Source organism: Arthrobacter sp. Ha26 (assembly GCF_059091705.1).
On record NZ_JBNHGX010000003.1, the window covers coordinates 161,529 to 183,935 of the forward strand.

The following is a 22,407-nucleotide window of genomic DNA, read 5'->3' on the forward strand; positions in this document are numbered from 1 at the left end:
CCTCCGATGTTACCCGCGAGTAACTTACGCTGCAAGACCCCGAATTCAGGTACGCGTTGGAAAGCGCGTGGGGACGTGGTCCGGAACGTTGGCTACTGCCCGGCGGCGGCCACGTCCGGCTTGGGTTCCTTTGCCGGCAAGGGCTGCGGATGGAGGAACGCGTCCGCAATGAGGGGTGCTGCCAGGTCCACCTGCCACTGGCGGGCGCCCAGCGCCCGCAGCTCCGCGGCCACGGATGCCTCACTGATCTCGGCCGGTGGCCGCCAGGCCACGCGGCGCAGGTAGTCCGGGGTCAGGAGGTTCTCCAGCGGGAGGTTGAGCTGGTCTGCCATGTCCTGCAGCATGGGCCGGGCGGTGGCGAGCCGGGCTGCGGCTTCCGGGTCGCGGTCCGCCCACACTCGCGGCGGCGGAGGCGCATTGGTGGCCAGGTGCAGCGGCGGCAGTTCCACCAGGTCCCGGGCCGTGGCAATGCAGCGCAGCCAGCGGGGAGCTTCGCGTTGGGCTGCGCGGCCGTGGAAGCCTTTGGTGCCCAGCAGTTGGGGGACGGTGGATGGCATGGCCTTGGCGGCGGCCACCAGGGCGGAGTCCGGGATCAGCCGGCCCGGCGCAACGTCCCGCTTTTGGGCCAGCGAATCGCGTTCCAGCCACAGCTCGCGAACGGCAGCGAGCTGGCGCCGGTCACGGATCTGGTGCAGGCCTGACGTTTTACGCCATGGGTCAACGCGGGCCGGGGGCAGTCCGGCTGCCAGGATTGCGGCGAACTCCTGTTCCGCATACTGCAGCTTGCCGTCCGCCTCGAGGAGTTCGATGAGTTCCTCCCTCAGCTCGGTGAGGACCTCAACGTCCAGGGCGGCGTACCGCAGCCACGGTTCGGGAAGGGGCCGGGTGGACCAGTCCGCGGCGGAGTGCTCCTTAGCGAGCCCGAAACCCAGCAGCTGTTCAATAACGGCGGCAAGGCCCACCCGCGGCAGGCCGGCCAGGCGCGCTGCCAGTTCGGTGTCAAAGAGCTTGTCCGGCCACATGCCGAGCTCGGAGAGGCAGGGCAGGTCCTGGCTGGCGGCGTGCAGGATCCACTCGGCGCCGTGCAGGGCATCGTTGATGATGTCCAGGTTGTCGAAGGGTTCGGGGTCGATCAGCCAGGTCCCCGCACCTTCACGGCGGATCTGGACCAGGAAGGCGCGCTGTCCGTAGCGGAAGCCGGAAGCGCGTTCAGCATCCACTCCGGCCGGTCCTGTGCCGGCGGCGATGGCGGCTGCGCACCGCTCAAGCCCTGCCTGCGTTTCGATGACCAGCGGAACGCCGTCGCGGGGCGAATCGAGTTCAATGATTTCGGGGATGGGGGCATCAAAGCCCTCCACGGTGATGTGGGGTGCGGTATCAGCAGCCGGGACGCCGGCCGTGGTGTTTTCCGGAATGTTAGGGGTCATGATGCCTTTAGTTTACCGGCCGGTCCGGGACCGCCGCCGGGCACCGGCGGGCCCCAGCCAATACTCAGGCGCACGTTGCGCCTTCAGTTCCGGCGCCGCTGCGGCAACGGGGTGACGCCATCCGGAAGGGGCGGCAGGCCGGCGAAGGTGCACACCATGTCGGACCAGGCTTCGAGGTGGGCGGTGACGTCGGAGGTGGCGGGAGTCCACGAGGCGCGGAGCTCGATGTCGATGGAGCCGGGCCTCTCCGCCAGCGTTCCAAAACTCTCGGAAAGAACCCGCGTTGCCGTGCCGCCGGCTGCGCGGTACGGGGCCTTGTGGTTTTCCAGAGCCTCCACCAGCCAGGTCCAGGCAACTGTTCCGAGCATCTCGTCGTTGCCCATTTCCGGCTCGAGCTGCGCGCGGATGTAGGTCACGATGCGGAACTCGCCGTCCCACACCGCCGAGCCCTCGGGGTCGTGGAGCAGGATAAAGCGCCCCGTTGCCAACTCTGTCTCGTCATCGTCCGCTGTTCCTGAGGCCGCGGCCAGTGCCATCGCCGCCGGTCCATGGAGGGGAGTGGTGGTTCTTGGCCCCGGAGCCAGGACCTCCGCGCCGAGCGCCACGGCAAAGGGCGCCAGCCGTGCAGGCGCGGGGATCTCCGCAAGGCGTAGTTCCCCGCGGCACTGGGCTTTCCTGAGGGTTCCCAAGGCGTGGAGAAACTCCGGGGGAACCTGGTCAAGTGCGTTCACCTTCGCAGGTTACGCAACCGGGCCGGGTGCGGCGGGAAGGCTCGCCGTCACCCGGCGCGTACTAGCTGGCCGGATCGCTCCGGTGCGCGCGAAGTTCGTGCCGGATTGCTTGGGCAAAGGCATCGATATCTTCCTCCGTGGTATCAAACGAACACATCCAGCGCACTTCCCGGGCGCTCTCGTCCCAGTCGTAGAAACGGAAGGACTTCCGCAGCCTGTCAGCCACGCCTTCGGGAAGGATGGCAAAAACGCCGTTGGACTCGGTTTTTTGCGTAGGCTGCACTCCCTCAATGGTGTCGACGGCGGCACGCAGCCTGGCTGCCATGGCATTGGCATGGGAGGCGGAGCGCAGCCAAAGATCACCTTCGAGGAGCGCGATGAACTGGGCTGACATAAAGCGCATTTTGGACGCCAGCTGCATGTTCATCTTGCGCAGGTACACCAGCCCGTGCGCCGCCTCCGGGTTCAGCGCCACCACCACCTCGCCAAACAGCAGGCCGTTCTTGGTGCCGCCGAAGGAAAGGATGTCCACCCCTGCGTCCCGGGTGAACGCCCGCAGCGGTACCTGGAGGTGGGCGGCCGCGTTGGCCAGCCGGGCTCCGTCCATATGGAGCTTCATTCCCTTGGAATGGGCATGGTCGGCGATGGCCCGGACCTCCTCCGGCGTGTAGCAGGTGCCCAGCTCAGTGGTCTGCGTGATGGAGACGGCCAGTGGCTGGGCGCGGTGCTCGTCGCCCCAGCCCCAGGCTTCGCGGTCGATCAGTTCGGGCGTGAGCTTGCCGTCCGGGGTGGGGACGTGCAGGAGCTTGATCCCGCCCACGCGTTCCGGTGCGCCGTTTTCGTCCATGTTGATGTGGGCGGTGGAGGCACACACCACCGCACCCCAGCGCGGGAGCAGCGACTGCAGGGAGAGGACATTGGCGCCGGTGCCGTTGAAAACCGGGAAGCTCTCGATGCCGGTGCCGAAGTGGCCCTCCAGCAATTCCTGCAGCCGGGCGGTGTATTCGTCCTCTCCGTAGGACACCTGGTGGCCGTCGTTTGCGGCAGCCAGCGCCGCGAGGACCTCCGGATGGACCCCCGAGTAGTTGTCCGAGGCGAATCCGCGGACGTTCGGATCGTGCAGCCGGGTTCCGGCGGCAGTTTCTGCTGTTGTCGTCATGGCTTTGGTCACGCTTTCAGTCTAAATAGAGTCATGGGCCGCTAGTTCGCCAGCCGGAGCCTGGTCCCGTTCAGCCCGTCCCCCGGGGCGTCAAAGAGTCCGACGACGGCGCGGGCAAGGTCTTCCACATCCGTAGCGCCGGGGAAGCTGCGCTCCGGATTCTTGCGGCGCATGGCGTCGTCCACCAGGGATTTGACCACCAGGACGACGGCGGCCGGCGCCATAGCGGTATCCGCGCCGGGGTTGGCACCGGTGTCCGTACCGGGGTTGGCGGCCGTTGCCCGGCGGAATCCGTCGGCCATGGCCATGGTCCAGGCCTCCGCCGCTGCTTTGGCCGCAACATAGCTTGCCGTGGCCGCTGCCGGCTTTTCCAGGGCGGTGGAGGACACCATCGCGAAGCGGCCACAGCGTGAGGCGGCAATGTCGTCGTAGAACACGCGGGACACGTTCCGGAGCGTGGTGATGGCGCCGCGCTCCAGGAAGTCCCAGTCCTCATCGGTCTGGTCCGGAATGCCCTTGGCTCCGCGCCAGCCGCCGACGAGATGGATCACCGCATCAACGGTCCCGGCGTTCCCGTTCGCGGCAGCTGCGGTCACGTCGCTCCGCAGCTGCCGTACCTCCGCCAAAGCGGCGAGGTCGCACACGAGGCCCGTGACGCCGTCGCCCGCCTGCTGCGCTGCCGCTTCGATCCTTGCCCGGTCCGAACCGACAGTGAACACCCGGTGGCCGACAGCGTGCAGCGCCCGTGCGACGGCGATGCCGGACGCTCCGCTGCCGCCTGTCACCAGGATGTTCAGCCGGGGCAGGCCGGTGTGGGAAGCCGGTGAACCTGGGACGGCTGTTACGGGCTCCTCCGTCACAGTGCGGAGGCTCCAGTGATTCCGGCGGTGGATTCGATCACGGGGCGCATCTTCTTCTCCAATGCTTCGTAGAACATGGACAGCGGGAACTCGTCGTCCAGCACCTGGTCGGTCAGGCCGCGCGGCGGACCGGCCAGCGCCAGCGCCTCGGGACCCTTGGCCCAGACGGAAGCCGGGTTAGGGGTAACGGTAGCTGAAATGAGCTCGTATGCGGCGAGCCAATGTGCGGTCTTCGGCCGGTCGATGGACCGCCAGTACAGCTCATCGATGCTGGCACCCAAGGCGATGACGGCGTCGGCCACCTCGTCCCAGTCAATGGTGAGCCGCGTATCCGTCCAGTGCAGGACATGCTGCTGGTGCAGCCATGCGAACAGAAGCTGGCCGCCGAGGCCGTCGTAGTTGCGGACGCGGGTCCCGGTGATCGCGAAGCGGAAAATGCGGTCAAAGATGATGGCGTACTGCACGAGCTTGGCGTGCCGCCGCGCCTCCGGATCGGCGTCGTTATCCTTCTCGATCCGGACCGATTCGCGGAAGGCGGTCAGGTCGCAGCGCAGTTCCTCGAGCGAGTACAGGAAGTACGGCATCCGCTGCTTGATCATGAAGGGATCGAAGGGGAGGTCGCCGCGCATGTGGGTGCGGTCGTGGATGAGGTCCCACATCACGAAGGTGGATTCCGTCAGGTCCTGGTCGGCGAGGAGTTCTGCCGCCCCTTCCGGGAGTTCCAGGCGGGTGGTTTCCGCGGCGGCCTTGAGGACGCGGCGGAAGCGGGCGGCTTCCCGGTCAGCGAAGATGGCGCCCCAGGTGAACGTGGGTGTTTCGCGGACGGCAACGGTCTCGGGAAAGAGTACTGCGGAGTTGGTGTCGTAACCGGCAGTGAAGTCCAGGAAGCGGATGGGCACGAACAGCTTGTTCGAGTACTCCGCCGACTCCAACCCGGCGATGAACTCCGGCCAGATCACTTCAATCAGGACGGCTTCCACCAGCCTGTTGCTGCTGCCGTTCTGCGTGTACATCGGAAAGACCACCAGGTGCTGGAGGCCGTCCTGGCGCTGTTCCTGCGGCTGGAAGGCGAGCAGTGAGGACAGGAAGTCGGGGACCGTGAAGCCCTGGGCTTCCCAGGCGGAAAAGTCGTCGACGACGGCGGCCAGGTAGGCGGCGTCGTGCGGGAAGGCGGGCGCCAGGGCGCGCACTGCGTCAATGATGTCTGCGACGTGCCGGGATGCCGCAGCATGGTGTGCGGGGTCGGGAATGGAGCCGTCCTTCACCTGGAGCGCCTGGAGGGCGGCCGTGGCCGCCTTGAGGGTGGTCCAGTCCCGGTTTTCTGCGGAAATCCCGGTGGATGCGGTGATCAATACTTCGGTCATCGTCGGCGCCTTTCTGGTTGCTTGCTTTCTACGGTGAGCGTAGCAAGCAACCAGCAGAACTAATCTTGAAAGGGGCCTAGCCTAAGAAATGCTTTTCCTTCGGTCCGCAAGCACAGGCCGAAGGTCCAGTCTTTCCTGATCTCAGGCTTCCTTCGCCGGCCCGGTGACCTGCGGTTCCTCGCGCGGAACGAGCTTCAGGGAGACGGAATTGATGCAGTAGCGCTGGTCTGTCGGCGTGGGGTAGCCCTCGCCGTCGAACACGTGCCCCAGGTGGGAATCGCAGGTGGCGCACCGGACCTCCACGCGCTCCATGCCCAACGTGCGGTCATGGATGTAACGGACGGTCCCTTCCGCCAAGGGAGCAAAGAAGGAGGGCCACCCGCAGTGGGAATCAAATTTCTCATTGCTGGTGAACAGTTCGGCCCCGCAGGCGCGGCACTGGTAGACACCGGCAGTATGGGTGTCCCAATATTCACCGGTGAAGGGCCGCTCTGTGCCGGACTGGCGGAGTACCTTGTATTCCTCCGGCGTGAGCTCCTGCCGCCACTCGGCGTCGGTCTTTTGGACGCTGGGCCCGGCGGCGGACTCCGGAGCCCGAGCTGCATCCTTGCTGCCGAAGATGTTCTTACCCACGATGTTGTTTCCGAAGATGCTCATAGCCTTGTCAACGCTCAGGAGTCGCCGATAAATCCCGACCCCGCATACAGGTGCAGGACGGGCAGGCCCAGCTGGTCCTGGGCCTTGTTGGCCCAGTCGGTATGGAAGGTATCCGCCACTGCGTGCGGCCGGGTGACCACCACGGCCTGCGACGCTCCGCTTTCCTTAACCTTGGCCACCAGGGCCTGCACCGCACCGCCGTCGACTACTTCTCCCGTGACGCCCGCGCCCAGCCCCGCCAGCGCAGCCAGCGACACCGCAAGCGTTTCCGCGGCCTGCGCCCGCTCGGAGGCACGATCCGGGGCGTGGGACGTCAGTTCGCGGAAAGCCTTGGCAATATCCAGCATGGAAAGGTTCTCGAGGAAGTCCACCAGCAGATGCCGTTCGGTGTTGGCCGGAACCAGGACGAGGAGCCGGGTGTCCGCTCCGTCCACGAGACGCTCGATGTTCAGGCGGTCGTCCGCCCCCAGGGGTTCTTCGGTCAGGATGACGATGGGATCACTCATGGCCTTAGCCTAGTCCCGAGCGTGGCGCAGCCGCACGGGTTCGAAGGACGCGCCGTCCCTCGCGACCTTCCGCGGCAATGACGGCCTGCCGCTGCCGGGCCGGTAAGAATAGTTCCATGGCACTTTTCCAGCGCAGCAGCCCACCACCCGTCGCGAGCACCACGCAGTCCGGCGCCGGCCTGTCGCTGGGAACGAAATGGGCCATCGGCGGGGCCATCGGCGGAGGTGCGGCTGCCGGGCTGCTGGCTACGGGATCGTCGGCGCTTGCTGTGTACTTTGCACGCCGGGTGATCACCCCTGCCCGCCAAAGGGCGGCAAACCAGGAAGTACTGGCCGTCATCCGGGACGGGCACCAGCAGCAGGTGATCATGGCCGCCAATGAGGACACCACCGTTGAGGGCGTGTACGGATTCTTTTTCGACGGCGGCAAGGGGCACGCGCGGATCGGCCGCATCGTCTCGTACTCTCCGGCTGAGCGCACAGTGGCACGCGAAGTCGAAGCGGTGTACTCCGGGGACCTCGCCACTGCCCGCTGGGGCTGGTGGAGCGGTGCGGTATACCCGGACCCGGACGCCGTAGGCCTTCCTGCCGAAGACGTACTGATCGACGTGGACCGGGGCCAGGCGCCCGCCTGGCTGGTCCGCGCCGGCGGGACGGCACGCACCTGGGCGGTGATGGTGCACGGACGCGGCGCCAGCCGGCAGGAAGCCCTGCGCGCCGTCGGGCCCGCCCTCGAGCTGGGACTGACAACCCTGGTGGTGTCCTACCGTAATGACGGGCTGGCGCCGTCCGCGGACGACGGGCGCTACGGCCTGGGGTCCACCGAGTGGCGCGACGTCGAGGCCGCCATTGAGTATGCACTGGCCAACGGAGCCGAGGAGATTGTGCTGTTCGGCTGGTCCATGGGTGGCGCCATCTGCCTGCAGACCGCGGATCTGTCGCGCTACCGGCACCTGATCAGGGCCATGGTGCTGGACGCGCCGGTGATCGACTGGGTCACCGTGCTGGCCCACCATGCGCAGCTGAACAGGATCCCGTCCCTGGTGGGACGCTACGGGCAACTGATGCTGGGGCATCCGCTTGGCCGAAGGCTCACCGGACTGTCCGCCCCGGTGGACCTCAAGGCGATGGACTGGGTGTCCCGGGCAGTTGAACTCCGCACTCCCACGCTGATCATCCACAGCGTGGACGACGAGTACGTGCCCTACGGCCCGTCCGCGCTTTTGGCTGAACGCAATCCGGAAATGGTGACCTACGAGGCTTTCAACCATGCCCGGCACACCAAGGAGTGGAACGTTGACCCCGAGCGGTGGGAGCGCGTGGTCAAAGCGTGGTTGCGCAAACAGCTGGCGCCGCGCCTGAATCCGGGGGCAGCCCGTCCCGGGACTACGACGACGAGCTGATCGGCGCTGTGACGGCGTCGGTGAGGCGGATCAGGTCGGCAGGAGCGAGTTCGATGTCCAGGCCGCGTTTGCCGCCGGAGACCAGCACCGTCTGCAGCGCCAGGGCACTGTGGTCCAGCACGGTGGGGGAGGGCAGGCGCTGGCCCAGCGGGGAGATGCCGCCAAGCACGTAGCCGGTGCGACGCTGGGCGGCAGCCGGGTCCGCCATCGCCGCCTTCTTGGCTCCAAGGGCAGCCGCGAACGCCTTGAGGTCCAATGTGCCGCTGACCGGCACAATGCCCACCGCCAGCTTGCCTTCCACCGCGACCATCAGCGTCTTGAACACCTTCGACGGGGCAATGCCCAGGGCCTGCGCAGCTTCCGCGCCGTAACTGGCGGTGGAGGGATCGTGATCGTAGGGATGCAACACAAAGGGAACCCCGGCCGCCGCCAGTACCGCGGTGGCCGGAGTTCCCTGAGATGCGTTCTTACGTGCCATCGGTGCCTTGGCGCTGGCTAGGAGCGCACGGCGGTGGAAGCGGCAACCTTGCGCTTGATCCTTCCCAGCATTGCCGTCATGCCCCGCATCCGCAGGGGCGTGATGGCGCGGGTCAGGCCCAGCAATTCAGGCATGTCATCCGGCACCGAGAGGATCTCTTCGGCGGACAGACCGTCCAGGCCTTCATGCAGCACACCGGCAAAGCCGCGGGTGGTGGGAGCCTCGGCCGGAGCCTTGAAGAAGAGCCGCACGGCGCCGGCACCGCTTTCCGTCTCGATGGTCAGGAACAGCGGGGACTGGCATTCCACCACCTGCTCGAGCAGCTCGGGGTGGTCCTTGAGCCGTTCGGGCAGTTCCGGGAGACCCTGCGAGAACTCCAGGAGCAGCTGCAGCCGCTCGGGCTCTGACAGGGCCTGGAAGTCGTCCACAATGGCCGCAAGGGCGGAGGGCAGGGCTTGAGTAGTCATTATTCCAATTTTACGCAGGTACCAGGCGCGGCCGCGTCAGGCTCCGACGGCGACGGGAAAGGACCCGCGCTCGGCGCCCTTGACGATGGGCACGCGCACGGCGTTGCCCCATTCGGTCCATGAACCGTCATAGTTGCGGACCGATTCGAAGCCCAAGAGGTACTTGAGCACGAACCATGTGTGGCTGGAACGCTCGCCGATGCGGCAGTAGGCCACAACGTCGTCGCCTTCGGCCAGGCCGGCCTCGCCCAGGTAGAGGGCATCGAGTTCCTCGCGGCTGCGGAAGGTTCCGTCCGCTGCGGCAGCCCGTGCCCAGGGAATGGAGGCGGCAGTCGGAATGTGGCCGCCACGCAGCGCGCCTTCCTCGGGGTAGGCCGGCATGTGGGTGCGCTGGCCGGTGTATTCCTCGGGGGAGCGGACGTCGATGAGGGGCTTGCCCAGGTGCGCCAGGACATCTTCCTTGAAAGCGCGGATCGGAGCATCATCCCGCTCGACAACGGGGTACTCGCCCCTGGCCGGCGCCGGCTTTTCCGTGGTCAGTTCCCTGCCTTCGGCAATCCACTTGTCCCGGCCGCCGTCGAGCAGCCGCACGTCCTGGTGCCCGAACAGGGTGAAGACCCACAGCGCGTAGGCAGCCCACCAGTTGGACTTGTCACCGTAGATCACCACGGTGCTGTCGCGCGAGATGCCCTTCGACGCCGCCAGTTCCGCGAAGGCCGCCCCGTCCACGTAGTCGCGGGTCACTTCGTCGTTCAGGTCGGTGTGCCAGTCAATCTTCACGGCGCCGGGGATGTGCCCCGTTTCGTACAGGAGGACGTCCTCGTCAGACTCCACCACTACCAGTTGGCCACTGGCGACGGCGCCGCTCTCCACAGCTGCCGCAAGCCACTCCGTGGAGACGAGGCGCTCCGGGTGGGCGTAGGCTGCAAACTTTTCGTTCTGTTCAACCGGGTAGGACATGGCTTTGCCTTTCATCGAGAACACGGGTGATCCGCGGGACCGGATGGGGACCTGCTCCCACCCTAGCCACCGCCCCGGACGATGTCCGGTTTGCGTTAACAGGAGGAAATGTTGCCTTCATCACGTGGGTGCCCAATGTGGCCGGTGCCACCGGGGGCCGGGGGTCATTGCCGGTATCCTTTCTGGGGACCTACCACCAGCAGAACGGACCACCTTGGTACAGATCGAACAGCTTGCCGCCCGAACCCCGTCGGTCTCCGTGGATGAGCTCCTCAAGGGTTTTTATCCTTCATCGCGGTTCGGCCAGGTTTCTTTTGCGAGCTACCGCCCAGATCCCAAACAGCCCAGCCAGGCGCACGCTGTCCGCGCCCTGCAGGGATTTGCGGAGGGTGTGGGGTCCAATGACGGTGGCGGCCTGTTCAAGAAACTGTTCGGCAAAAAGGACACTTCGCGCGCTGGCATATACCTGGATGGCGGCTTTGGCGTGGGCAAAACGCACCTCCTGGCCTCGCTCTGGCACTCCGCGCCCGGGCCCAAGGCCTTCGGCACCTTTGTGGAGTACACCAACCTGGTGGGCGCCCTCTCCTTCCGCAAGACCGTGGACGCGCTCAGCGGCTACCAGCTCGTCTGCATTGACGAATTCGAGCTCGATGATCCGGGCGATACCGTCCTGATGTCCCGGTTGATGCGTGAACTCGCTGACGCCGGGGTCAAGCTCGCGGCCACGTCCAACACCCTGCCCGGCTCGTTGGGCGACGGCAGGTTTGCGGCAGTGGACTTCCAGCGTGAAATCCAGGTCCTGGCCGACCAGTTCGACGTGGTCCGGATCGACGGCGAGGACTTCCGCCACCGCGGCCTCCCGGCTGCTCCGGCGCCCCTGAAGAACAGCGAACTCTCAGCGCACATGAAAGCGGAGTTCGACGGCAAGACCGTGGCGCAGGACGAGTTCAGCACCCTGATCGCGCACCTGGCCGGTGTGCACCCCAGCCGCTACCGCAAGCTGATCGATGGCATCGACGGCGTGGTGTGGCGGAATGTGGGAACCATCACCGAGCAGGCAGTGGCGCTGCGGTTCGTCGTGCTGGCTGACCGGCTGTACGACAAGGACGTGCCCATCCTGGCCAGCGGTGTTCCGTTCGACCAGCTGTTCACTGAGGAAATGATGACGGGCGGCTACATGAAAAAGTACTTCCGCGCTGTCTCGCGCCTTACTGCCCTGGCCCGCGAAGGCCAGAACCACGAACCTTCGTAACGGGCGCCTCCAGCGGGCCCTCCCAGTCAGCCGCCCGCCGTCGTACATGCTGCCGGGGGTTGCGTCTTAAACGCCAAAGGTGCGGGCGCCGCCTCCCGGCGGGACCCGCACCCCGTTGACGCACTAGGGCAACGCCCTGGCCAAATCCTCTTTACGGAGCCTTGTCAACCGGCGGAACCGGGTTGACCGGCGGAACCTGCTCAGCGGCAGGTGCCGCGCCTGGTGTTCCATTCTGGTCAATGAGCTTGGAAGCGCCATGCTGGATCTTGTCGACGTGGCCCGAGTACTTGCCTCCGGTCTTGGTGTCGACGAAATCGCCGGCCTTGCTGATGCCGTTCTTGATGGCCTGCTCGTTGCCGCGGATAAGACCTTGAGCCTTGCCCTTTAGATCGCCAATCAGTCCCACGAGCACCTCCCTTCAATCGCGGAGCCAGGTCGCTCCTCCGCATTCGATCCTAGCCCTGACGGGTAGGCGTGCCAAGGAGTTTGGCGTTCGCCCGGAGCGGAGGCAGCCTCGGCCCCCATCCGTTGCGCTATCAGTTTTGGTCCCCAAAACGCCGTTTAGATGACTAAGAGTGATAGGGCAACGGCGGGCGGGAGGGCAAGAAAAAAGCAGCTCCGGGGAGCTGCTGGATGTGGGCGATACTGGGATCGAACCAGTGACCTCTTCCGTGTCAGGGAAGCGCGCTACCGCTGCGCCAATCGCCCGGAACCGGAAGACCGGCGTATGGGTTTATGAGAAGTAAGAGAGCGGACGACGAGATTCGAACTCGCGACATCCACCTTGGCAAGGTGGTGCTCTACCAGCTGAGCTACGTCCGCGTGTGCAGTGCGCTCCGGCCGATGGCCGGTGGTACTGCGTGAAGCAAGTTTCCTTGCTTGGTGGGCGATACTGGGATCGAACCAGTGACCTCTTCCGTGTCAGGGAAGCGCGCTACCGCTGCGCCAATCGCCCATGTTCATCCGGAGTGTATCCGAAAAACCATGGTTTTCACCGAGGTGGGTACGGGATTCGAACCCGTGTATACGGCTTTGCAGGCCGCTGCCTCGCCTCTCGGCCAACCCACCGTGTTAGCGCCGATTCAAAAGAACCTTTGCCGTGACAGTGTCCTGCGAGCGGACGACGAGATTCGAACTCGCGACATCCACCTTGGCAAGGTGGTGCTCTACCAGCTGAGCTACGTCCGCATTTTGGAGGGCTGATTCGCCGCCGTTCCCGGCGTTTCCTCGCTTTCCAACGAGTAAAAACAATATAGGAGGTTCGGTGATTCTCCAAATCGCCCCCAAGCGTGGACGACGCAATGCCGCTGCTTCCCAGCAATAGCGCGGATTCCGCCGAGTTACAGGCGTGTAATTCCCGACGGCGGGATGGAGCTTTGGGAGAAGCGGGCATTGATGGAGGGGCTGGTGTGGGGGACGGCACCCTGGCGTTCGCGGCTCCAAGTGTGGGGGCTCTTGCGTGGTCTACTGCCCGGCTTGCTGCCGTTTCCGGCCGATTTCCGAAATGGCCGTAAGGTCGGCTAACATTCAAATGCATCAGGGCGATTGGCGCAGTGGTAGCGCGCTTCGTTCACACCGAAGAGGTCACTGGTTCGAACCCAGTATCGCCCACCGCATATTGGTCCGTTTCCGCTCATCCGCAGCGGGAACGGACCTTTTTTGTGCGCCTTTTGTGTGCCCGGACATTCTGTCAGCCCCTTGTGAAAGAGTTTTCTTATGACAGCTCCACTTCTTGCCCACGCCACGGAATACGGACGGATGTACGCCCGGTCCACCAGCGAACATTTCTCTGTGCCGTCCATCACCACCGTGATTGGCCAGCAGCCGCACGGGCTTGACGGCTGGTTCGGCTACATGGGCGCAAGCAGCCTGGCCAACGATCCGGCGCTGGGCGACTGCCTGGGAAGCCCGGCCAAGATCAAGCAGGCGGTCAACCGCGCGGCCAAGGCAGCGGAGACGTACCGGGACGAGGCAGCCAAACGCGGGGACCGCGTGCATTTCTATTGCGAGCAGGTTGCCCTGCGGGCGCTGGGCCGTCCACACGGCATGAAGGAAGCCCGGGAAGCCCTGGCGGAAAACGGCGAGGAAGCCTTCGCCGTACGGTTCGATGAATGGTGGGAGCTTTTCCGGGTGGAGCCCATCGCCCCCGAGATCACCGTCTGGAACAACTCGGTGGGGTACGCCGGGACCCTGGACCTTGTGGCACGGATCAATGGCCGGATCTGCCTTATCGACTACAAGACCAAGGGCACCACACGGGACGGCCTGGTCAAGCCGCTGGATGACAAGGTGGTCATGCAGTTGGTGGCCGGCATGAAGGCGGAAGAAAGCCTGGTGGACCCGGAAACGGGGACCTGGGAGCCCTGGAAATACGGGGAAAACCCGGTGCTGCTGGCCGTCGCCATTGGCGAGACCGAGGTCCGGCCGGTGCGCGCAAACCCGGATGTCCTCAAACACCACTGGTGGAAGTTCTGTGCCCTGCGGCGCGTCTGGGAGCTGTCTGCGGACACCATCTCGGCGGGCACCGCACTCCTGCCCATTGCCCCTCCGCCGCTCGCGCAGGTACAGCCCGCCTAGGAACTCCCGGGCGCGGACAGCTTGGGAGTTGACTGCACCTAAACTGGATGCGTCCCCTTTGCCGCCGACCGTAAGGAAAAACAGCGCATGGCTATTCTGAATATCCGCATCATCGGTGATCCTGTGCTCCGCACAGTTGCCGATCCTGTGACGGATTTCGGGCCTGAGCTGGCCAAGCTGGTGGCGGACATGACGGAAACCATGGAGGACGTTGACGGTGCCGGCCTTGCCGCACCCCAGATCGGTGTCAGCAAGCGCGTCTTCACCTACCGCATCGACGGCGTGGAAGGGCACATCATCAACCCGGTGCTGGAAAACAGCGAGGACTTCCAGCCGGACCACGTCGAAGGCTGCCTGTCCATCCCCGGCCTTGGCTTCCCGGTCCGGCGCTACCGTGCCACCCGCGTCACCGGGGTGGACATGCACGGAAACCCCGTCACCGTGGAGGGGGAGGGTATGCTGGCACGCTGCTTCCAGCACGAGAATGACCACCTGGACGGCATCCTCTACACGGACAGGCTGGAAGGGGAGGACCGCAAGGCGGCCCTGCGTTCCATCCGCAACGCCAATTACGACTCCATCACGGAAAAGACGACGGCGAAACGCGCCAAGACAGTCGGCTCCAGTTTCGGAGGCTCGAGCTTCGGCGGCGGCGTCTCCGGGTCAAGCTTCGGTGCAGACGCGGCCGGTACCAAGGGGTGAGGGTCCTTTTTGCGGGAACTCCCGCCGTTGCCGTCCCGTCCCTCAATACGCTCGTCGACGCAGGCTTCGACGTTGTTGCTGTCCTCACCAGGCCGGATGCACCCATTGGCCGCAAGCGCGTGCTCACACCGTCGCCGGTGGCAGCCCGGGCAGCGGAGCTGGGGATCGACGTCATCCACGCCGCCCGTATCGACCAAGAAACGATCGCCAGGATTGAGGCGGCCAGTCCGGACGTCGCCGCCATCGTGGCCTACGGCGGACTGGTGCCTCCGGCTGCCCTCGGTATCCCGCGGCATGGGTGGATCAACCTGCACTTCTCCCTCCTCCCTGCATGGCGCGGTGCAGCTCCCGTGCAGCGGGCCGTGATGGCCGGGGACGACATCACCGGTGCCGTGACCTTCCAGCTGGAGGAGGGCCTGGATACGGGGCCCGTGTTCGGAACCCTCACGGAAACCGTAGGACCCGAAGATACTGCCGGGGAGCTCCTGGAACGGCTGTCCCACAGCGGCGCCGTCCTGCTTGCCCAGACCCTGTCGGCCATCGAGACCGGCAAGGCTGCCGCAGTCCCGCAGGCCGGTGAGGTTTCCCTGGCACCGAAGCTGACCCTCGACGACGGCCGCCTGGCCTGGAATCAACCGGCCCTGGCGATTGGACGGCAGGCGCGGGGAGTGACCCCGGAGCCGGGAGCATGGACGGTGCTGGATGGCCAGCGGATCAAGCTGGAACCCGTCCGGCTGCGGCCCGATGTCTCAAGCCTGGCGCCCGGTTCCGTAGCTGTCGATGGCAAATGTGTGCTGGTGGGAACCGGTTCGCATGCCGTGGAGCTGACCCGCGTCCAGCCCGCGGGCAAAAAGATGATGGCCGCTGCCGACTGGGCACGCGGCATGGCTTCCCTTGAAAGCGTGGTGTTCGAATGAGCGGTTCCGGCGACAACCAGGGCGGTCGCGGAAGAGCCGGCGGCGGAGGCGGTCAGCGTGGAGGAAGCGGAGGCCGCGGCAATGGCGGACCGCGCGATTCCAGCAACCGCAACGCCAAGGGCCGGGAACGGAACCGCCCCTCCCAGCGCAGCTTCACTGACAATGCGCCATCGCAGCGGACCCGCCGGGCAGATCCGGCCCGGCTGGTGGCATTCGAAGTGCTCCGGGCCGTGGCCGCCGAGGACGCATACGCCAACCTGGTGCTGCCCGCCAGGATCCGGCATCACGGCCTGGACAAGCGCGACGCCGGGTTCGCCACCGAACTCAGCTATGGCGCCCTGCGTGGGCAGGGAACGTACGACGCCATCCTGGCCCGCTGCGTGGACCGTCCCCTGGACCAGCTGGACCCGGCCGTCCTGGACGCGCTCCGCCTGGGAGTCCATCAGCTGCTGGCGATGCGCGTTCCCGCGCACGCCGCATTGGACCAGACGGTCGGCCTGGCCCGGGCCGTCATCGGCGCCGGACCCTCAGCCCTGATCAACGCCGTCCTCCGCAAAGTTGCTGCACACCCGCTTGAGGAATGGCTGGAACTGCTGACCGGCCAGGAAACGGACGAAACCAAGGCAGCGTCCCTCCGCTACGCGCATCCAGAGTGGATCGTCCGCGCCATGCGCCAGTCGCTGGTGGCGCATGGACGTTCAGCCTCAGAAATCAGTGAGCTCCTGGAGGCCGACAATGCGGCACCAGTAGTCAACCTGGTGGCTCTGCCCGGCATAGGAAGCCTCGATGAGGCCCTTGAAAACGGAGCCACTCCCGGCGGGCTGGTGGAAGGTTCCGCGCTCTCCAGTGGCGGGGACCTCGGCCGGCTTGCCTCGGTCAGGGAGGGCAGCACCAGGGTGCAGGACGTCGGTTCACAGCTGGTGGCACGCGCCATGGCCGCCGTCGACCTCAGCGGGCAACCTTCTGAAACCGCTGCTGGCGCTGCTGCTGCAGATGCCGCCGGCAGGGCAAACGGCGGGGAGGCCTGGCTGGACCTGTGCGCAGGACCGGGCGGCAAGGCTGCCTTGCTTGGTGCGCTGGCCAGCCAGAGGGGCGCAACACTGCTCGCCAATGAGCCTGCTCCGCACCGGGCCAAGCTGGTGAGCCAGGCGCTCTCCGCGGTACCCCGGGAAACATGGGAGGTCCGGACGGGCGACGGCCGCGAGGTGGGCACTGAGAAACCCGAAGCATTTGACCGGGTCCTCGTGGACGTCCCCTGCAGCGGCCTTGGCGCGCTGCGGCGGCGGCCGGAGTCCCGCTGGCGCCGCACACCCAAGGACCTGGCCGACCTCGGCCCGCTTCAGCGCGAGCTGCTCGCATCGGCCTTAGCTGCTGTCCGCCCGGGTGGAGTGGTGGCATACGTGACGTGCTCGCCCCATCCCGCCGAAACCACTGCAGTGGTCACCGATGCACTGCGCAAACGCGATGACCTGGAGCTGCTGGAGGCCGGGCCGGTCCTGGACAGCGTGAGCCTGACCGGGAACCTGGGCGCCGGGCACGAATCAACCGCCCAGCTGTGGCCGCACGTCCACGGCACAGACGCGATGTTCCTGGCCCTGATCCGCAAGAAGGACTGATCTGCAAGAAGGACTGACCCGCAGGACGTCCCGATACGCCACAAGCCCTGACCTGCACAAGTACTGATTCCTAAAGCCCTGCCCCGTGAAAGGTACCCCCGTGACGCAATGCTGCATCAACCCGAGCATCCTCTCTGCCGACTTCGTCAACCTGGAGGCTGAGCTGAAGCGCATCAGCAATGCGGACGCAGTGCACGTGGACGTGATGGACAACCACTTTGTGCCGAACCTCACCCTCGGGCTGCCGGTAGTGCAGCGTATCCAGGCGGTGAGCCCGGTTCCCCTCGACGCGCACCTGATGATTTCCGACGCCGACCGCTGGGCGCCCGGCTTCGCGGACGCCGGCCTTGCGTCTGTTACCTTCCACGCCGAGGCCGCCATCGCGCCCATCAAGCTGGCCCGTGAGTTGCGGGCCAGGGGAGCGAAGGCAGGCATGGCGCTCCGCCCGGGAACACCCGTGGAGCCGTATCTGGATATGCTCCCCGAGCTGGACATGCTGCTGATCATGACGGTGGAGCCGGGCTTTGGCGGGCAGGCGTTCCTGGACATGACCCTGCCGAAGATCCGGCGCGCCAGGAAAGCCATTGACGGTTCGGGCATCGGTGTGGCCATCCAGGTGGACGGCGGCATCACCGAGGACACCATCGCCCGGGCGGCAGAGGCCGGCGCAAATGTCTTCGTTGCCGGCTCGGCCGTGTACGGTGCCGATGACCCCGCTGCCGCCATTGACCGGTTGCGCCAGGCGGGGAGCGAAACGTTACGTTCCACGGCGGAATAGCGGGGAGCCCGCCCGCGTTATGGCAGAATAGCAACACACATACGTGCTCCGGGGTCGGTGTAAGTCCGAACCGGCGGTGACAGTCCGCGACCCGCGAGCCGGTGGTTTCCTTCGGGAGGACACCGGCAGACGGTTGAACCGGTGAAATTCCGGTACCGACAGTTAAAGTCTGGATGAGAGAAGCACGTACAGCTGTTTCTGCGACGTCTTTCGATGCCGCGGCGTTCTGCTGTCGTAAACCCCCGGAGCCATCGCGGTTCGAGAGGGAAGGAACGACACAAGCATCATGAACCGTTTGCGATGGCTCTTTGAGGCCACTATTCCTGCTGCCGGCCTGTCCGCCGGCTCAACCACCGAGGCCGCCGCATGACGGCCGGAGTGGTGACAGCCTTTACGGCTGCTGAAACCACCGCCATGGAAACCGCCCTGAGGGCGGCCCTCACCGGCCCCCGCGGTGCCAATCCCCTGGTGGGTGCCGTCGTCGTCAATCCTGAAGGACGCGAGCTCGTCACCGGATTCCATCGCGGTGCGGGCACAGCCCATGCCGAGGTGGATGCCATTGAACAGGCGGCGGCCGCCGGGGTGGATCTTTCCGGCTGCACCATGCTGGTCACCCTGGAGCCCTGCAACCACATCGGCCGCACCGGCCCCTGCGCCCAGGCGATCATCGACGCCGGCATCACGGACGTCGTCTACGCGGTGGACGATCCCCACGATCCCGCGGCGGGCGGCGCTGCCACCCTTCGCCACGCGGGCGTCCGTGTCCGCAGCGGACTGGGAGCCGGCGAAGCGCTGGACCTGAACCGCCAATGGTTTGAAGCGGTGGCCGCGAAGCGCCCGTTCGTCACCCTTCACATCGCCCAGACGCTGGACAGCCGCATCGCTGCGGAGGACGGCACCAGCCAGTGGATCTCCAGTCCGGAATCCCTGGCGGACAACCACGCCATTCGGGCACGCATCGATGCCATTCTCGTTGGCACCCAGACCGTACTGGTGGACAACCCTCGCCTTACCGCGAGGGATACCGCAGGCAGCCCTGTCGCGAAGCAACCCGTGCGCGCGGTCATGGGGTTGCGCGACATCCCGGTCGACGCCGCCATCCACGGAAGCGATGGGCTGGTGGTGCATCTGCCCACCCGCGAGCCGCGTGAAGCCCTGTCCAGCCTCTACGGGAGCGGAATCCGCCACCTGATGGTCGAGGGAGGATCCCGGGTTCTCAGTGCATTCCTCGCCGCCGGGCTGGTGGACGAACTCATTGTTTATTTGGCTCCCACGCTGCTGGGTTCCGGCACTCCTGCCCTCACCGGCCTGGGGATCACCACCCTGGCTGACGCACAGCACTGGGAATGGGACCAGTCCGACGGCGGCGCCGTCCGGACGCTGGGGCGTGACCTAAGACTCCACCTCCGACCGCAACGCACTGTTGCCCTCGACCCACAACCGTCCCGCGACAACGCGGAGCAAGCCCAGGGAGGCTACTGATGTTTACCGGAATTATTGCCGAGCAGGGGCAGGTCCTGTCCGTGGAAAAGGCCGGCGACGCCAGCGCCACCCTCAGGCTCCGCGCGCCGGGCACCACCGAGGGGCTTGCCCTGGGCGGATCCATCGCCGTCAACGGCGTCTGCCTGACTGCCACCCGCATAGACGGTAAGGAATTCAGCGTGGACGTCATGGGGGAGACCCTGGTCCGCAGCACCATCGGCGAACTCGCGCCGGGCGACCCGGTCAACCTTGAACGCTGCGTTCCCGCGGGAGGACGCCTGGACGGACACGTGGTGCAGGGCCACGTGGACGGCGTAGGTGCCCTGTTGGAGCGCGAGCCATTGGGCAACTGGGAACGGCTGCGCTTCGGCGTCCCCGCCAACCTGGCCCGCTACATCGCTGAAAAGGGCTCAATCGCCATCGATGGAGTGTCGCTCACCGTGACCGCCGTCAGCCCCGCGGCTGAGCCGGAGCCCTGGTTCGAAGTGGGCCTGATCCCCACAACGCTGGCCGAAACAGGCCTTGGCACCAAGGTCACCGGAAGCCGCGTGAACCTGGAAGTCGACGTCCTGGCCAAGTACACCGAACGCCTGTTGGCATTCAGCACGGCAGCGCCCGCCGCTGTTGAAGGAGGAACACGATGAGCGCCGCAGTCCGCGTGGAACCCGGTGTGGCAGCCTCTGCCGGTCCCCGTCCCCCGGAAGACGCCGTCGTGCAGTTGAGCAGCATCCAGGAAGCAGTGCGGGCCATCGCCGCCGGCAAGCCTGTGCTGGCCGTCGACAACGAGGACCGGGAAAACGAGGGCGATATCATTTTCGCCGCCCAGTTCGCCACACCGGCGCTGATGGGCTGGACCATCCGGTACAGCTCCGGCGTGATCTGCGTCCCGCTGTCCGGTGAACGCGCTGACGCCCTGTCGCTGCCACCCATGGTGGAAGTCAACCAGGACGCGAAGGGTACGGCGTACACCGTTTCCTGTGACGCTGCCCTCGGCGTCAGCACCGGCATTTCCGCCACGGACCGCGCCCTCACGGCAAGGGTGCTCGCGGATCCGCAGTCCGCGCCCGCATCCGTAACACGCCCCGGGCATATATTCCCGTTGCGCGCAGTTGACGGTGGTGTGCGGGAACGTCCCGGCCACACAGAGGCCGCAGTGGACCTGTGCCGCCTGGCCGGCCTGGAACCTGTGGCTGTCATTGCCGAAGTTGTTTACGACGACGGCGAAATGATGCGGCTGGACGGGCTCCGTGCCTTCGCTGTTGAGCACGGATGCCACCTGATCTCGATTAAGGACCTGGTGGCCTACCTCGACGCGGCGGGCACATCGGCGGACGGTAACACTCGGGCAGGACGCCCGGGCGCAGAAGAGGAGACACGATGACGGCTTCCGGAGCTTCGGGCAACGGCCACGTACCTGATGCAGGCAACGGCCACCACAGATTCGAATCGGCCCATGGCCAACACCACCCCGAATCAGGCAACGGCAAGGTACCCCATCCCGTCAGCGGCGGGCCCATCGTGCAACTCCCCACCGCCTTCGGCGATTTTGTGGCCCAGGCCTGGACCGATCTGGTCACCGGCGCCGAGCACCTGGCGGTCAGCTCCCCGAACCCGCCCAAGGACGGTCAGGCACCCCTGGTCCGGCTGCACTCCGAGTGCCTCACCGGCGATGTTTTTGGGTCCTACCGCTGCGACTGCGGTGAGCAGCTCGCCTACGCCCTGGAAATGATCCGGGAGCACGGCGGCACGTTGCTGTACCTGCGCGGGCAGGAAGGCCGGGGCATCGGCCTGGCCAACAAGATCAAGGCCTACGCGCTGCAGGAGGCCGGTTTCGATACTGTCGAGGCCAACGAACAGCTCGGCCTCCCCGTGGACGCCCGCTGCTACAAGGCAGCGGCCCAGGTGCTGGCCGAAATGGGCCTGCATGAAGTGCGGCTCCTGAGCAACAACCCGGACAAGCAGAACAGGCTTGCGAAAGCCGGCGTCAAGGTGGTCGAAATGGTTCCCACCGAGGTGCCCTCGCGCGACCAGAACATCCGGTACCTGCAGACCAAGAAGGACCGCATGGAGCACCGCCTGGTGCTGGACTCCCATGTGGGCGGCGCGGTGCCTGTCACCACCCCCGCCACGTCCTTTGAGCACGAACAAGACTGACGAACCAACCAACGAACGGAACAGTACTGACTTATGAGCGGACACGGCGCCCCCGACATCGACCTCACCACCCTCAACCCGGCCGAAACGTCCCAGCTGAAGCTGGCGATCGTGGCGGCCAGCTGGCACACCCAGATCATGGACGGCCTCCTGGACGGTGCCTTGCGCGCGGCCAAGGACGCCGGTATCGCCGAGCCCACGGTCCTGCGGGTTCCCGGCAGCTTTGAGCTGCCCGTGGCAGCCGCGAGGCTCGCCCCGCACTTTGACGCGGTGGTGGCCCTCGGCGTCGTCATCCGCGGCGGCACGCCGCACTTTGACTACGTCTGCCAGGCGGCGACGTCGGGACTCACCGACGTGAGCGTACGCACCGGCGTCCCCGTGGGATTTGGCGTCCTGACCTGCGACACGGAGCAGCAGGGCCTGGACCGCGCAGGGCTCCCCGGCTCGAAGGAAGACAAAGGCCACGAGGCCGTGACGGCGGCCCTGGCCACCGCCGTCGTGCTGAAGCAGTACCGCAGCTAGCATGCTGCCGGTGGCGGACGCGTGTGTGTTCACTCACATCGCGTCCGTCATGCTACGGCCCGACAGGCGCCCTTCGGGCCGCAGCAAGTAGGCTGGAGGGCGTGAAGAATTTCGAGACGCTGTTCGCTGAGCTCAGCGAGAAGGCAGCCACCCGCCCGGAAGGCTCCCGCACCGTCGCTGAATTGGACTCCGGTGTCCACGGCATCGGCAAGAAAGTTGTTGAAGAAGCAGCCGAAGTATGGATGGCTGCCGAATATGAATCCGATGAAGCGGCGGCCGAGGAAATCTCCCAGCTGCTGTACCACCTGCAGGTTCTGATGCTCGCCAAAGGCCTGACCCTGGAAGACGTCTACAAGCATCTGTAGCCACCGGTCCGGCGCGCTTTATGCCGCCGG

General features: G+C 66.1%; 24 protein-coding genes, 6 tRNA genes and 1 riboswitch. Of the genes, 14 read left to right on the forward strand and 16 right to left on the reverse strand.

Annotated elements, in window-relative coordinates; translation table 11 throughout:
• Positions 1–92 precede the first annotated feature (92 nt).
• The 7 genes from AC5RVY_RS09215 to AC5RVY_RS09245 all read right to left on the reverse strand — a co-directional run bounded on the left by AC5RVY_RS09215 (position 93) and on the right by AC5RVY_RS09245 (position 6,704).
• Positions 93–1,427, reverse strand: coding sequence for an HRDC domain-containing protein (locus AC5RVY_RS09215; protein ID WP_493954417.1), 1,335 nt, complete (start codon positions 1,425–1,427; stop codon positions 93–95).
• 83 nt (positions 1,428–1,510) lie between these two features.
• A complete protein-coding gene (locus AC5RVY_RS09220) occupies positions 1,511–2,158 on the reverse strand; it encodes a DUF3000 domain-containing protein (protein WP_493954418.1) in 648 nt (215 codons plus the stop codon).
• A gap of 61 nt (positions 2,159–2,219) precedes the next feature.
• Positions 2,220–3,317: a threonine aldolase family protein gene (locus AC5RVY_RS09225; RefSeq protein ID WP_493954697.1), complete on the reverse strand. Its 1,098-nt coding sequence runs from the start codon at positions 3,315–3,317 to the stop codon at positions 2,220–2,222.
• Between the two features lie 41 nt (positions 3,318–3,358).
• Positions 3,359–4,123 carry an SDR family NAD(P)-dependent oxidoreductase gene (locus AC5RVY_RS09230; protein ID WP_493954698.1) on the reverse strand — a complete coding sequence of 255 codons (765 nt, stop codon included), beginning with the start codon at positions 4,121–4,123 and terminating at the stop codon, positions 3,359–3,361.
• A gap of 50 nt (positions 4,124–4,173) precedes the next feature.
• Entirely contained in the window at positions 4,174–5,541 is a 1,368-nt protein-coding gene (locus tag AC5RVY_RS09235; protein WP_493954419.1) for a DUF6421 family protein, read from the reverse strand.
• 141 nt (positions 5,542–5,682) lie between these two features.
• Positions 5,683–6,198 carry a peptide-methionine (R)-S-oxide reductase MsrB gene (msrB, locus tag AC5RVY_RS09240; protein WP_493954420.1) on the reverse strand — a complete coding sequence of 172 codons (516 nt, stop codon included), beginning with the start codon at positions 6,196–6,198 and terminating at the stop codon, positions 5,683–5,685.
• A gap of 14 nt (positions 6,199–6,212) precedes the next feature.
• Positions 6,213–6,704: a hypothetical protein gene (locus AC5RVY_RS09245; protein ID WP_493954421.1), complete on the reverse strand. Its 492-nt coding sequence runs from the start codon at positions 6,702–6,704 to the stop codon at positions 6,213–6,215.
• 116 nt (positions 6,705–6,820) lie between these two features.
• On the opposite strand from AC5RVY_RS09245, the gene AC5RVY_RS09250 reads away from it, so the two are divergent.
• Positions 6,821–8,107 carry an alpha/beta hydrolase family protein gene (locus tag AC5RVY_RS09250; RefSeq protein WP_493954422.1) on the forward strand — a complete coding sequence of 429 codons (1,287 nt, stop codon included), beginning with the start codon at positions 6,821–6,823 and terminating at the stop codon, positions 8,105–8,107.
• On the opposite strand, the gene ybaK is transcribed toward AC5RVY_RS09250, so the two are convergent.
• The 3 genes from ybaK to AC5RVY_RS09265 are packed head-to-tail and all read right to left on the reverse strand — an operon-like array spanning position 8,091 to position 10,012.
• A complete protein-coding gene (gene ybaK / locus AC5RVY_RS09255) occupies positions 8,091–8,585 on the reverse strand; it encodes a Cys-tRNA(Pro) deacylase (RefSeq protein ID WP_493954423.1) in 495 nt (164 codons plus the stop codon). The genes AC5RVY_RS09250 and ybaK overlap by 17 nt on opposite strands.
• 17 nt (positions 8,586–8,602) lie before the next feature.
• The gene (locus AC5RVY_RS09260; RefSeq protein ID WP_493954424.1) at positions 8,603–9,052 is read right to left on the reverse strand and encodes a SufE family protein; all 450 of its coding nucleotides are present in this window, start codon (positions 9,050–9,052) and stop codon (positions 8,603–8,605) included.
• Between the two features lie 36 nt (positions 9,053–9,088).
• Positions 9,089–10,012, reverse strand: coding sequence for a sulfurtransferase (locus AC5RVY_RS09265; protein WP_493954699.1), 924 nt, complete (start codon positions 10,010–10,012; stop codon positions 9,089–9,091).
• Between the two features lie 214 nt (positions 10,013–10,226).
• On the opposite strand from AC5RVY_RS09265, the gene zapE reads away from it, so the two are divergent.
• Positions 10,227–11,264: a cell division protein ZapE gene (zapE, locus tag AC5RVY_RS09270; protein ID WP_493954425.1), complete on the forward strand. Its 1,038-nt coding sequence runs from the start codon at positions 10,227–10,229 to the stop codon at positions 11,262–11,264.
• 151 nt (positions 11,265–11,415) lie between these two features.
• Here zapE and AC5RVY_RS09275 read toward each other — a convergent pair whose 3' ends face one another.
• The 6 genes from AC5RVY_RS09275 to AC5RVY_RS09300 form a co-directional block, all read right to left on the reverse strand.
• Entirely contained in the window at positions 11,416–11,670 is a 255-nt protein-coding gene (locus tag AC5RVY_RS09275) for an antitoxin (protein ID WP_493954426.1), read from the reverse strand.
• Positions 11,671–11,900: 230 nt separating this feature from the next.
• A tRNA-Val gene (locus tag AC5RVY_RS09280) sits at positions 11,901–11,972 on the reverse strand.
• 41 nt (positions 11,973–12,013) lie between these two features.
• A tRNA-Gly gene (locus tag AC5RVY_RS09285) sits at positions 12,014–12,086 on the reverse strand.
• A gap of 58 nt (positions 12,087–12,144) precedes the next feature.
• Positions 12,145–12,219, reverse strand: a tRNA-Val gene (locus tag AC5RVY_RS09290).
• A gap of 42 nt (positions 12,220–12,261) precedes the next feature.
• Positions 12,262–12,332: transfer RNA gene (locus AC5RVY_RS09295), tRNA-Cys, on the reverse strand.
• Between the two features lie 47 nt (positions 12,333–12,379).
• Positions 12,380–12,452 (reverse strand) — tRNA-Gly (locus AC5RVY_RS09300).
• Positions 12,453–12,803: 351 nt separating this feature from the next.
• Here AC5RVY_RS09300 and AC5RVY_RS09305 point away from each other — a divergent pair.
• The 12 genes from AC5RVY_RS09305 to AC5RVY_RS09360 all read left to right on the forward strand — a co-directional run bounded on the left by AC5RVY_RS09305 (position 12,804) and on the right by AC5RVY_RS09360 (position 22,377).
• A tRNA-Val gene (locus AC5RVY_RS09305) sits at positions 12,804–12,875 on the forward strand.
• A 105-nt stretch (positions 12,876–12,980) separates the two neighbouring features.
• A complete protein-coding gene (locus AC5RVY_RS09310; RefSeq protein WP_493954427.1) occupies positions 12,981–13,841 on the forward strand; it encodes a cytochrome in 861 nt (286 codons plus the stop codon).
• A gap of 87 nt (positions 13,842–13,928) precedes the next feature.
• Complete coding sequence (gene def / locus AC5RVY_RS09315) at positions 13,929–14,543, forward strand: peptide deformylase (RefSeq protein WP_493954428.1); 615 nt, start codon at positions 13,929–13,931, stop codon at positions 14,541–14,543.
• Positions 14,540–15,460: a methionyl-tRNA formyltransferase gene (gene fmt / locus AC5RVY_RS09320; protein ID WP_493954429.1), complete on the forward strand. Its 921-nt coding sequence runs from the start codon at positions 14,540–14,542 to the stop codon at positions 15,458–15,460. The genes def and fmt overlap by 4 nt, the downstream gene beginning before the upstream one ends.
• Positions 15,457–17,076 carry an RsmB/NOP family class I SAM-dependent RNA methyltransferase gene (locus AC5RVY_RS09325; protein ID WP_493954430.1) on the forward strand — a complete coding sequence of 540 codons (1,620 nt, stop codon included), beginning with the start codon at positions 15,457–15,459 and terminating at the stop codon, positions 17,074–17,076. Before fmt ends, AC5RVY_RS09325 begins: the two co-directional genes overlap by 4 nt.
• Before the next feature lie 100 nt (positions 17,077–17,176).
• The gene (rpe, locus tag AC5RVY_RS09330) at positions 17,177–17,854 is read left to right on the forward strand and encodes a ribulose-phosphate 3-epimerase (RefSeq protein ID WP_493954431.1); all 678 of its coding nucleotides are present in this window, start codon (positions 17,177–17,179) and stop codon (positions 17,852–17,854) included.
• A gap of 39 nt (positions 17,855–17,893) precedes the next feature.
• Positions 17,894–18,044, forward strand: a riboswitch (FMN riboswitch).
• Positions 18,045–18,220: 176 nt separating this feature from the next.
• Positions 18,221–19,336 carry a bifunctional diaminohydroxyphosphoribosylaminopyrimidine deaminase/5-amino-6-(5-phosphoribosylamino)uracil reductase RibD gene (gene ribD / locus AC5RVY_RS09335; protein ID WP_493954432.1) on the forward strand — a complete coding sequence of 372 codons (1,116 nt, stop codon included), beginning with the start codon at positions 18,221–18,223 and terminating at the stop codon, positions 19,334–19,336.
• The gene (locus AC5RVY_RS09340; protein WP_493954433.1) at positions 19,336–19,980 is read left to right on the forward strand and encodes a riboflavin synthase; all 645 of its coding nucleotides are present in this window, start codon (positions 19,336–19,338) and stop codon (positions 19,978–19,980) included. The genes ribD and AC5RVY_RS09340 overlap by 1 nt, the downstream gene beginning before the upstream one ends.
• The gene (gene ribB, locus AC5RVY_RS09345; RefSeq protein WP_493954434.1) at positions 19,977–20,717 is read left to right on the forward strand and encodes a 3,4-dihydroxy-2-butanone-4-phosphate synthase; all 741 of its coding nucleotides are present in this window, start codon (positions 19,977–19,979) and stop codon (positions 20,715–20,717) included. Before AC5RVY_RS09340 ends, ribB begins: the two co-directional genes overlap by 4 nt.
• Positions 20,714–21,490 carry a GTP cyclohydrolase II gene (ribA, locus tag AC5RVY_RS09350; RefSeq protein WP_493954435.1) on the forward strand — a complete coding sequence of 259 codons (777 nt, stop codon included), beginning with the start codon at positions 20,714–20,716 and terminating at the stop codon, positions 21,488–21,490. Before ribB ends, ribA begins: the two co-directional genes overlap by 4 nt.
• Before the next feature lie 33 nt (positions 21,491–21,523).
• Positions 21,524–22,012, forward strand: a complete 489-nt coding sequence (gene ribH / locus AC5RVY_RS09355; RefSeq protein WP_493954436.1) for a 6,7-dimethyl-8-ribityllumazine synthase — start codon at positions 21,524–21,526, stop codon at positions 22,010–22,012.
• A gap of 101 nt (positions 22,013–22,113) precedes the next feature.
• The gene (locus tag AC5RVY_RS09360; protein ID WP_015936881.1) at positions 22,114–22,377 is read left to right on the forward strand and encodes a phosphoribosyl-ATP diphosphatase; all 264 of its coding nucleotides are present in this window, start codon (positions 22,114–22,116) and stop codon (positions 22,375–22,377) included.
• Positions 22,378–22,407 lie beyond the last annotated feature (30 nt).

What these genes read in the sequence shown, in the direction of transcription:
- AC5RVY_RS09215 (WP_493954417.1), bottom strand. Translation starts at nt 1,427, where the DNA reads ATGACCCCTAACATTCCGGAAAACACCACGGCCGGCGTCCCGGCTGCT.
- AC5RVY_RS09225 (WP_493954697.1), bottom strand. Translation starts at nt 3,317, where the DNA reads ATGACGACAACAGCAGAAACTGCCGCCGGAACCCGGCTGCACGATCCG.
- AC5RVY_RS09235 (WP_493954419.1), bottom strand. Translation starts at nt 5,541, where the DNA reads ATGACCGAAGTATTGATCACCGCATCCACCGGGATTTCCGCAGAAAAC.
- msrB (WP_493954420.1), bottom strand. Translation starts at nt 6,198, where the DNA reads ATGAGCATCTTCGGAAACAACATCGTGGGTAAGAACATCTTCGGCAGC.
- AC5RVY_RS09245 (WP_493954421.1), bottom strand. Translation starts at nt 6,704, where the DNA reads ATGAGTGATCCCATCGTCATCCTGACCGAAGAACCCCTGGGGGCGGAC.
- AC5RVY_RS09250 (WP_493954422.1), top strand. Translation starts at nt 6,821, where the DNA reads ATGGCACTTTTCCAGCGCAGCAGCCCACCACCCGTCGCGAGCACCACG.
- ybaK (WP_493954423.1), bottom strand. Translation starts at nt 8,585, where the DNA reads ATGGCACGTAAGAACGCATCTCAGGGAACTCCGGCCACCGCGGTACTG.
- AC5RVY_RS09260 (WP_493954424.1), bottom strand. Translation starts at nt 9,052, where the DNA reads ATGACTACTCAAGCCCTGCCCTCCGCCCTTGCGGCCATTGTGGACGAC.
- AC5RVY_RS09265 (WP_493954699.1), bottom strand. Translation starts at nt 10,012, where the DNA reads ATGTCCTACCCGGTTGAACAGAACGAAAAGTTTGCAGCCTACGCCCAC.
- AC5RVY_RS09310 (WP_493954427.1), top strand. Translation starts at nt 12,981, where the DNA reads ATGACAGCTCCACTTCTTGCCCACGCCACGGAATACGGACGGATGTAC.
- def (WP_493954428.1), top strand. Translation starts at nt 13,929, where the DNA reads ATGGCTATTCTGAATATCCGCATCATCGGTGATCCTGTGCTCCGCACA.
- AC5RVY_RS09325 (WP_493954430.1), top strand. Translation starts at nt 15,457, where the DNA reads ATGAGCGGTTCCGGCGACAACCAGGGCGGTCGCGGAAGAGCCGGCGGC.
- ribD (WP_493954432.1), top strand. Translation starts at nt 18,221, where the DNA reads ATGACGGCCGGAGTGGTGACAGCCTTTACGGCTGCTGAAACCACCGCC.
- AC5RVY_RS09340 (WP_493954433.1), top strand. Translation starts at nt 19,336, where the DNA reads ATGTTTACCGGAATTATTGCCGAGCAGGGGCAGGTCCTGTCCGTGGAA.
- ribB (WP_493954434.1), top strand. Translation starts at nt 19,977, where the DNA reads ATGAGCGCCGCAGTCCGCGTGGAACCCGGTGTGGCAGCCTCTGCCGGT.
- ribA (WP_493954435.1), top strand. Translation starts at nt 20,714, where the DNA reads ATGACGGCTTCCGGAGCTTCGGGCAACGGCCACGTACCTGATGCAGGC.
- ribH (WP_493954436.1), top strand. Translation starts at nt 21,524, where the DNA reads ATGAGCGGACACGGCGCCCCCGACATCGACCTCACCACCCTCAACCCG.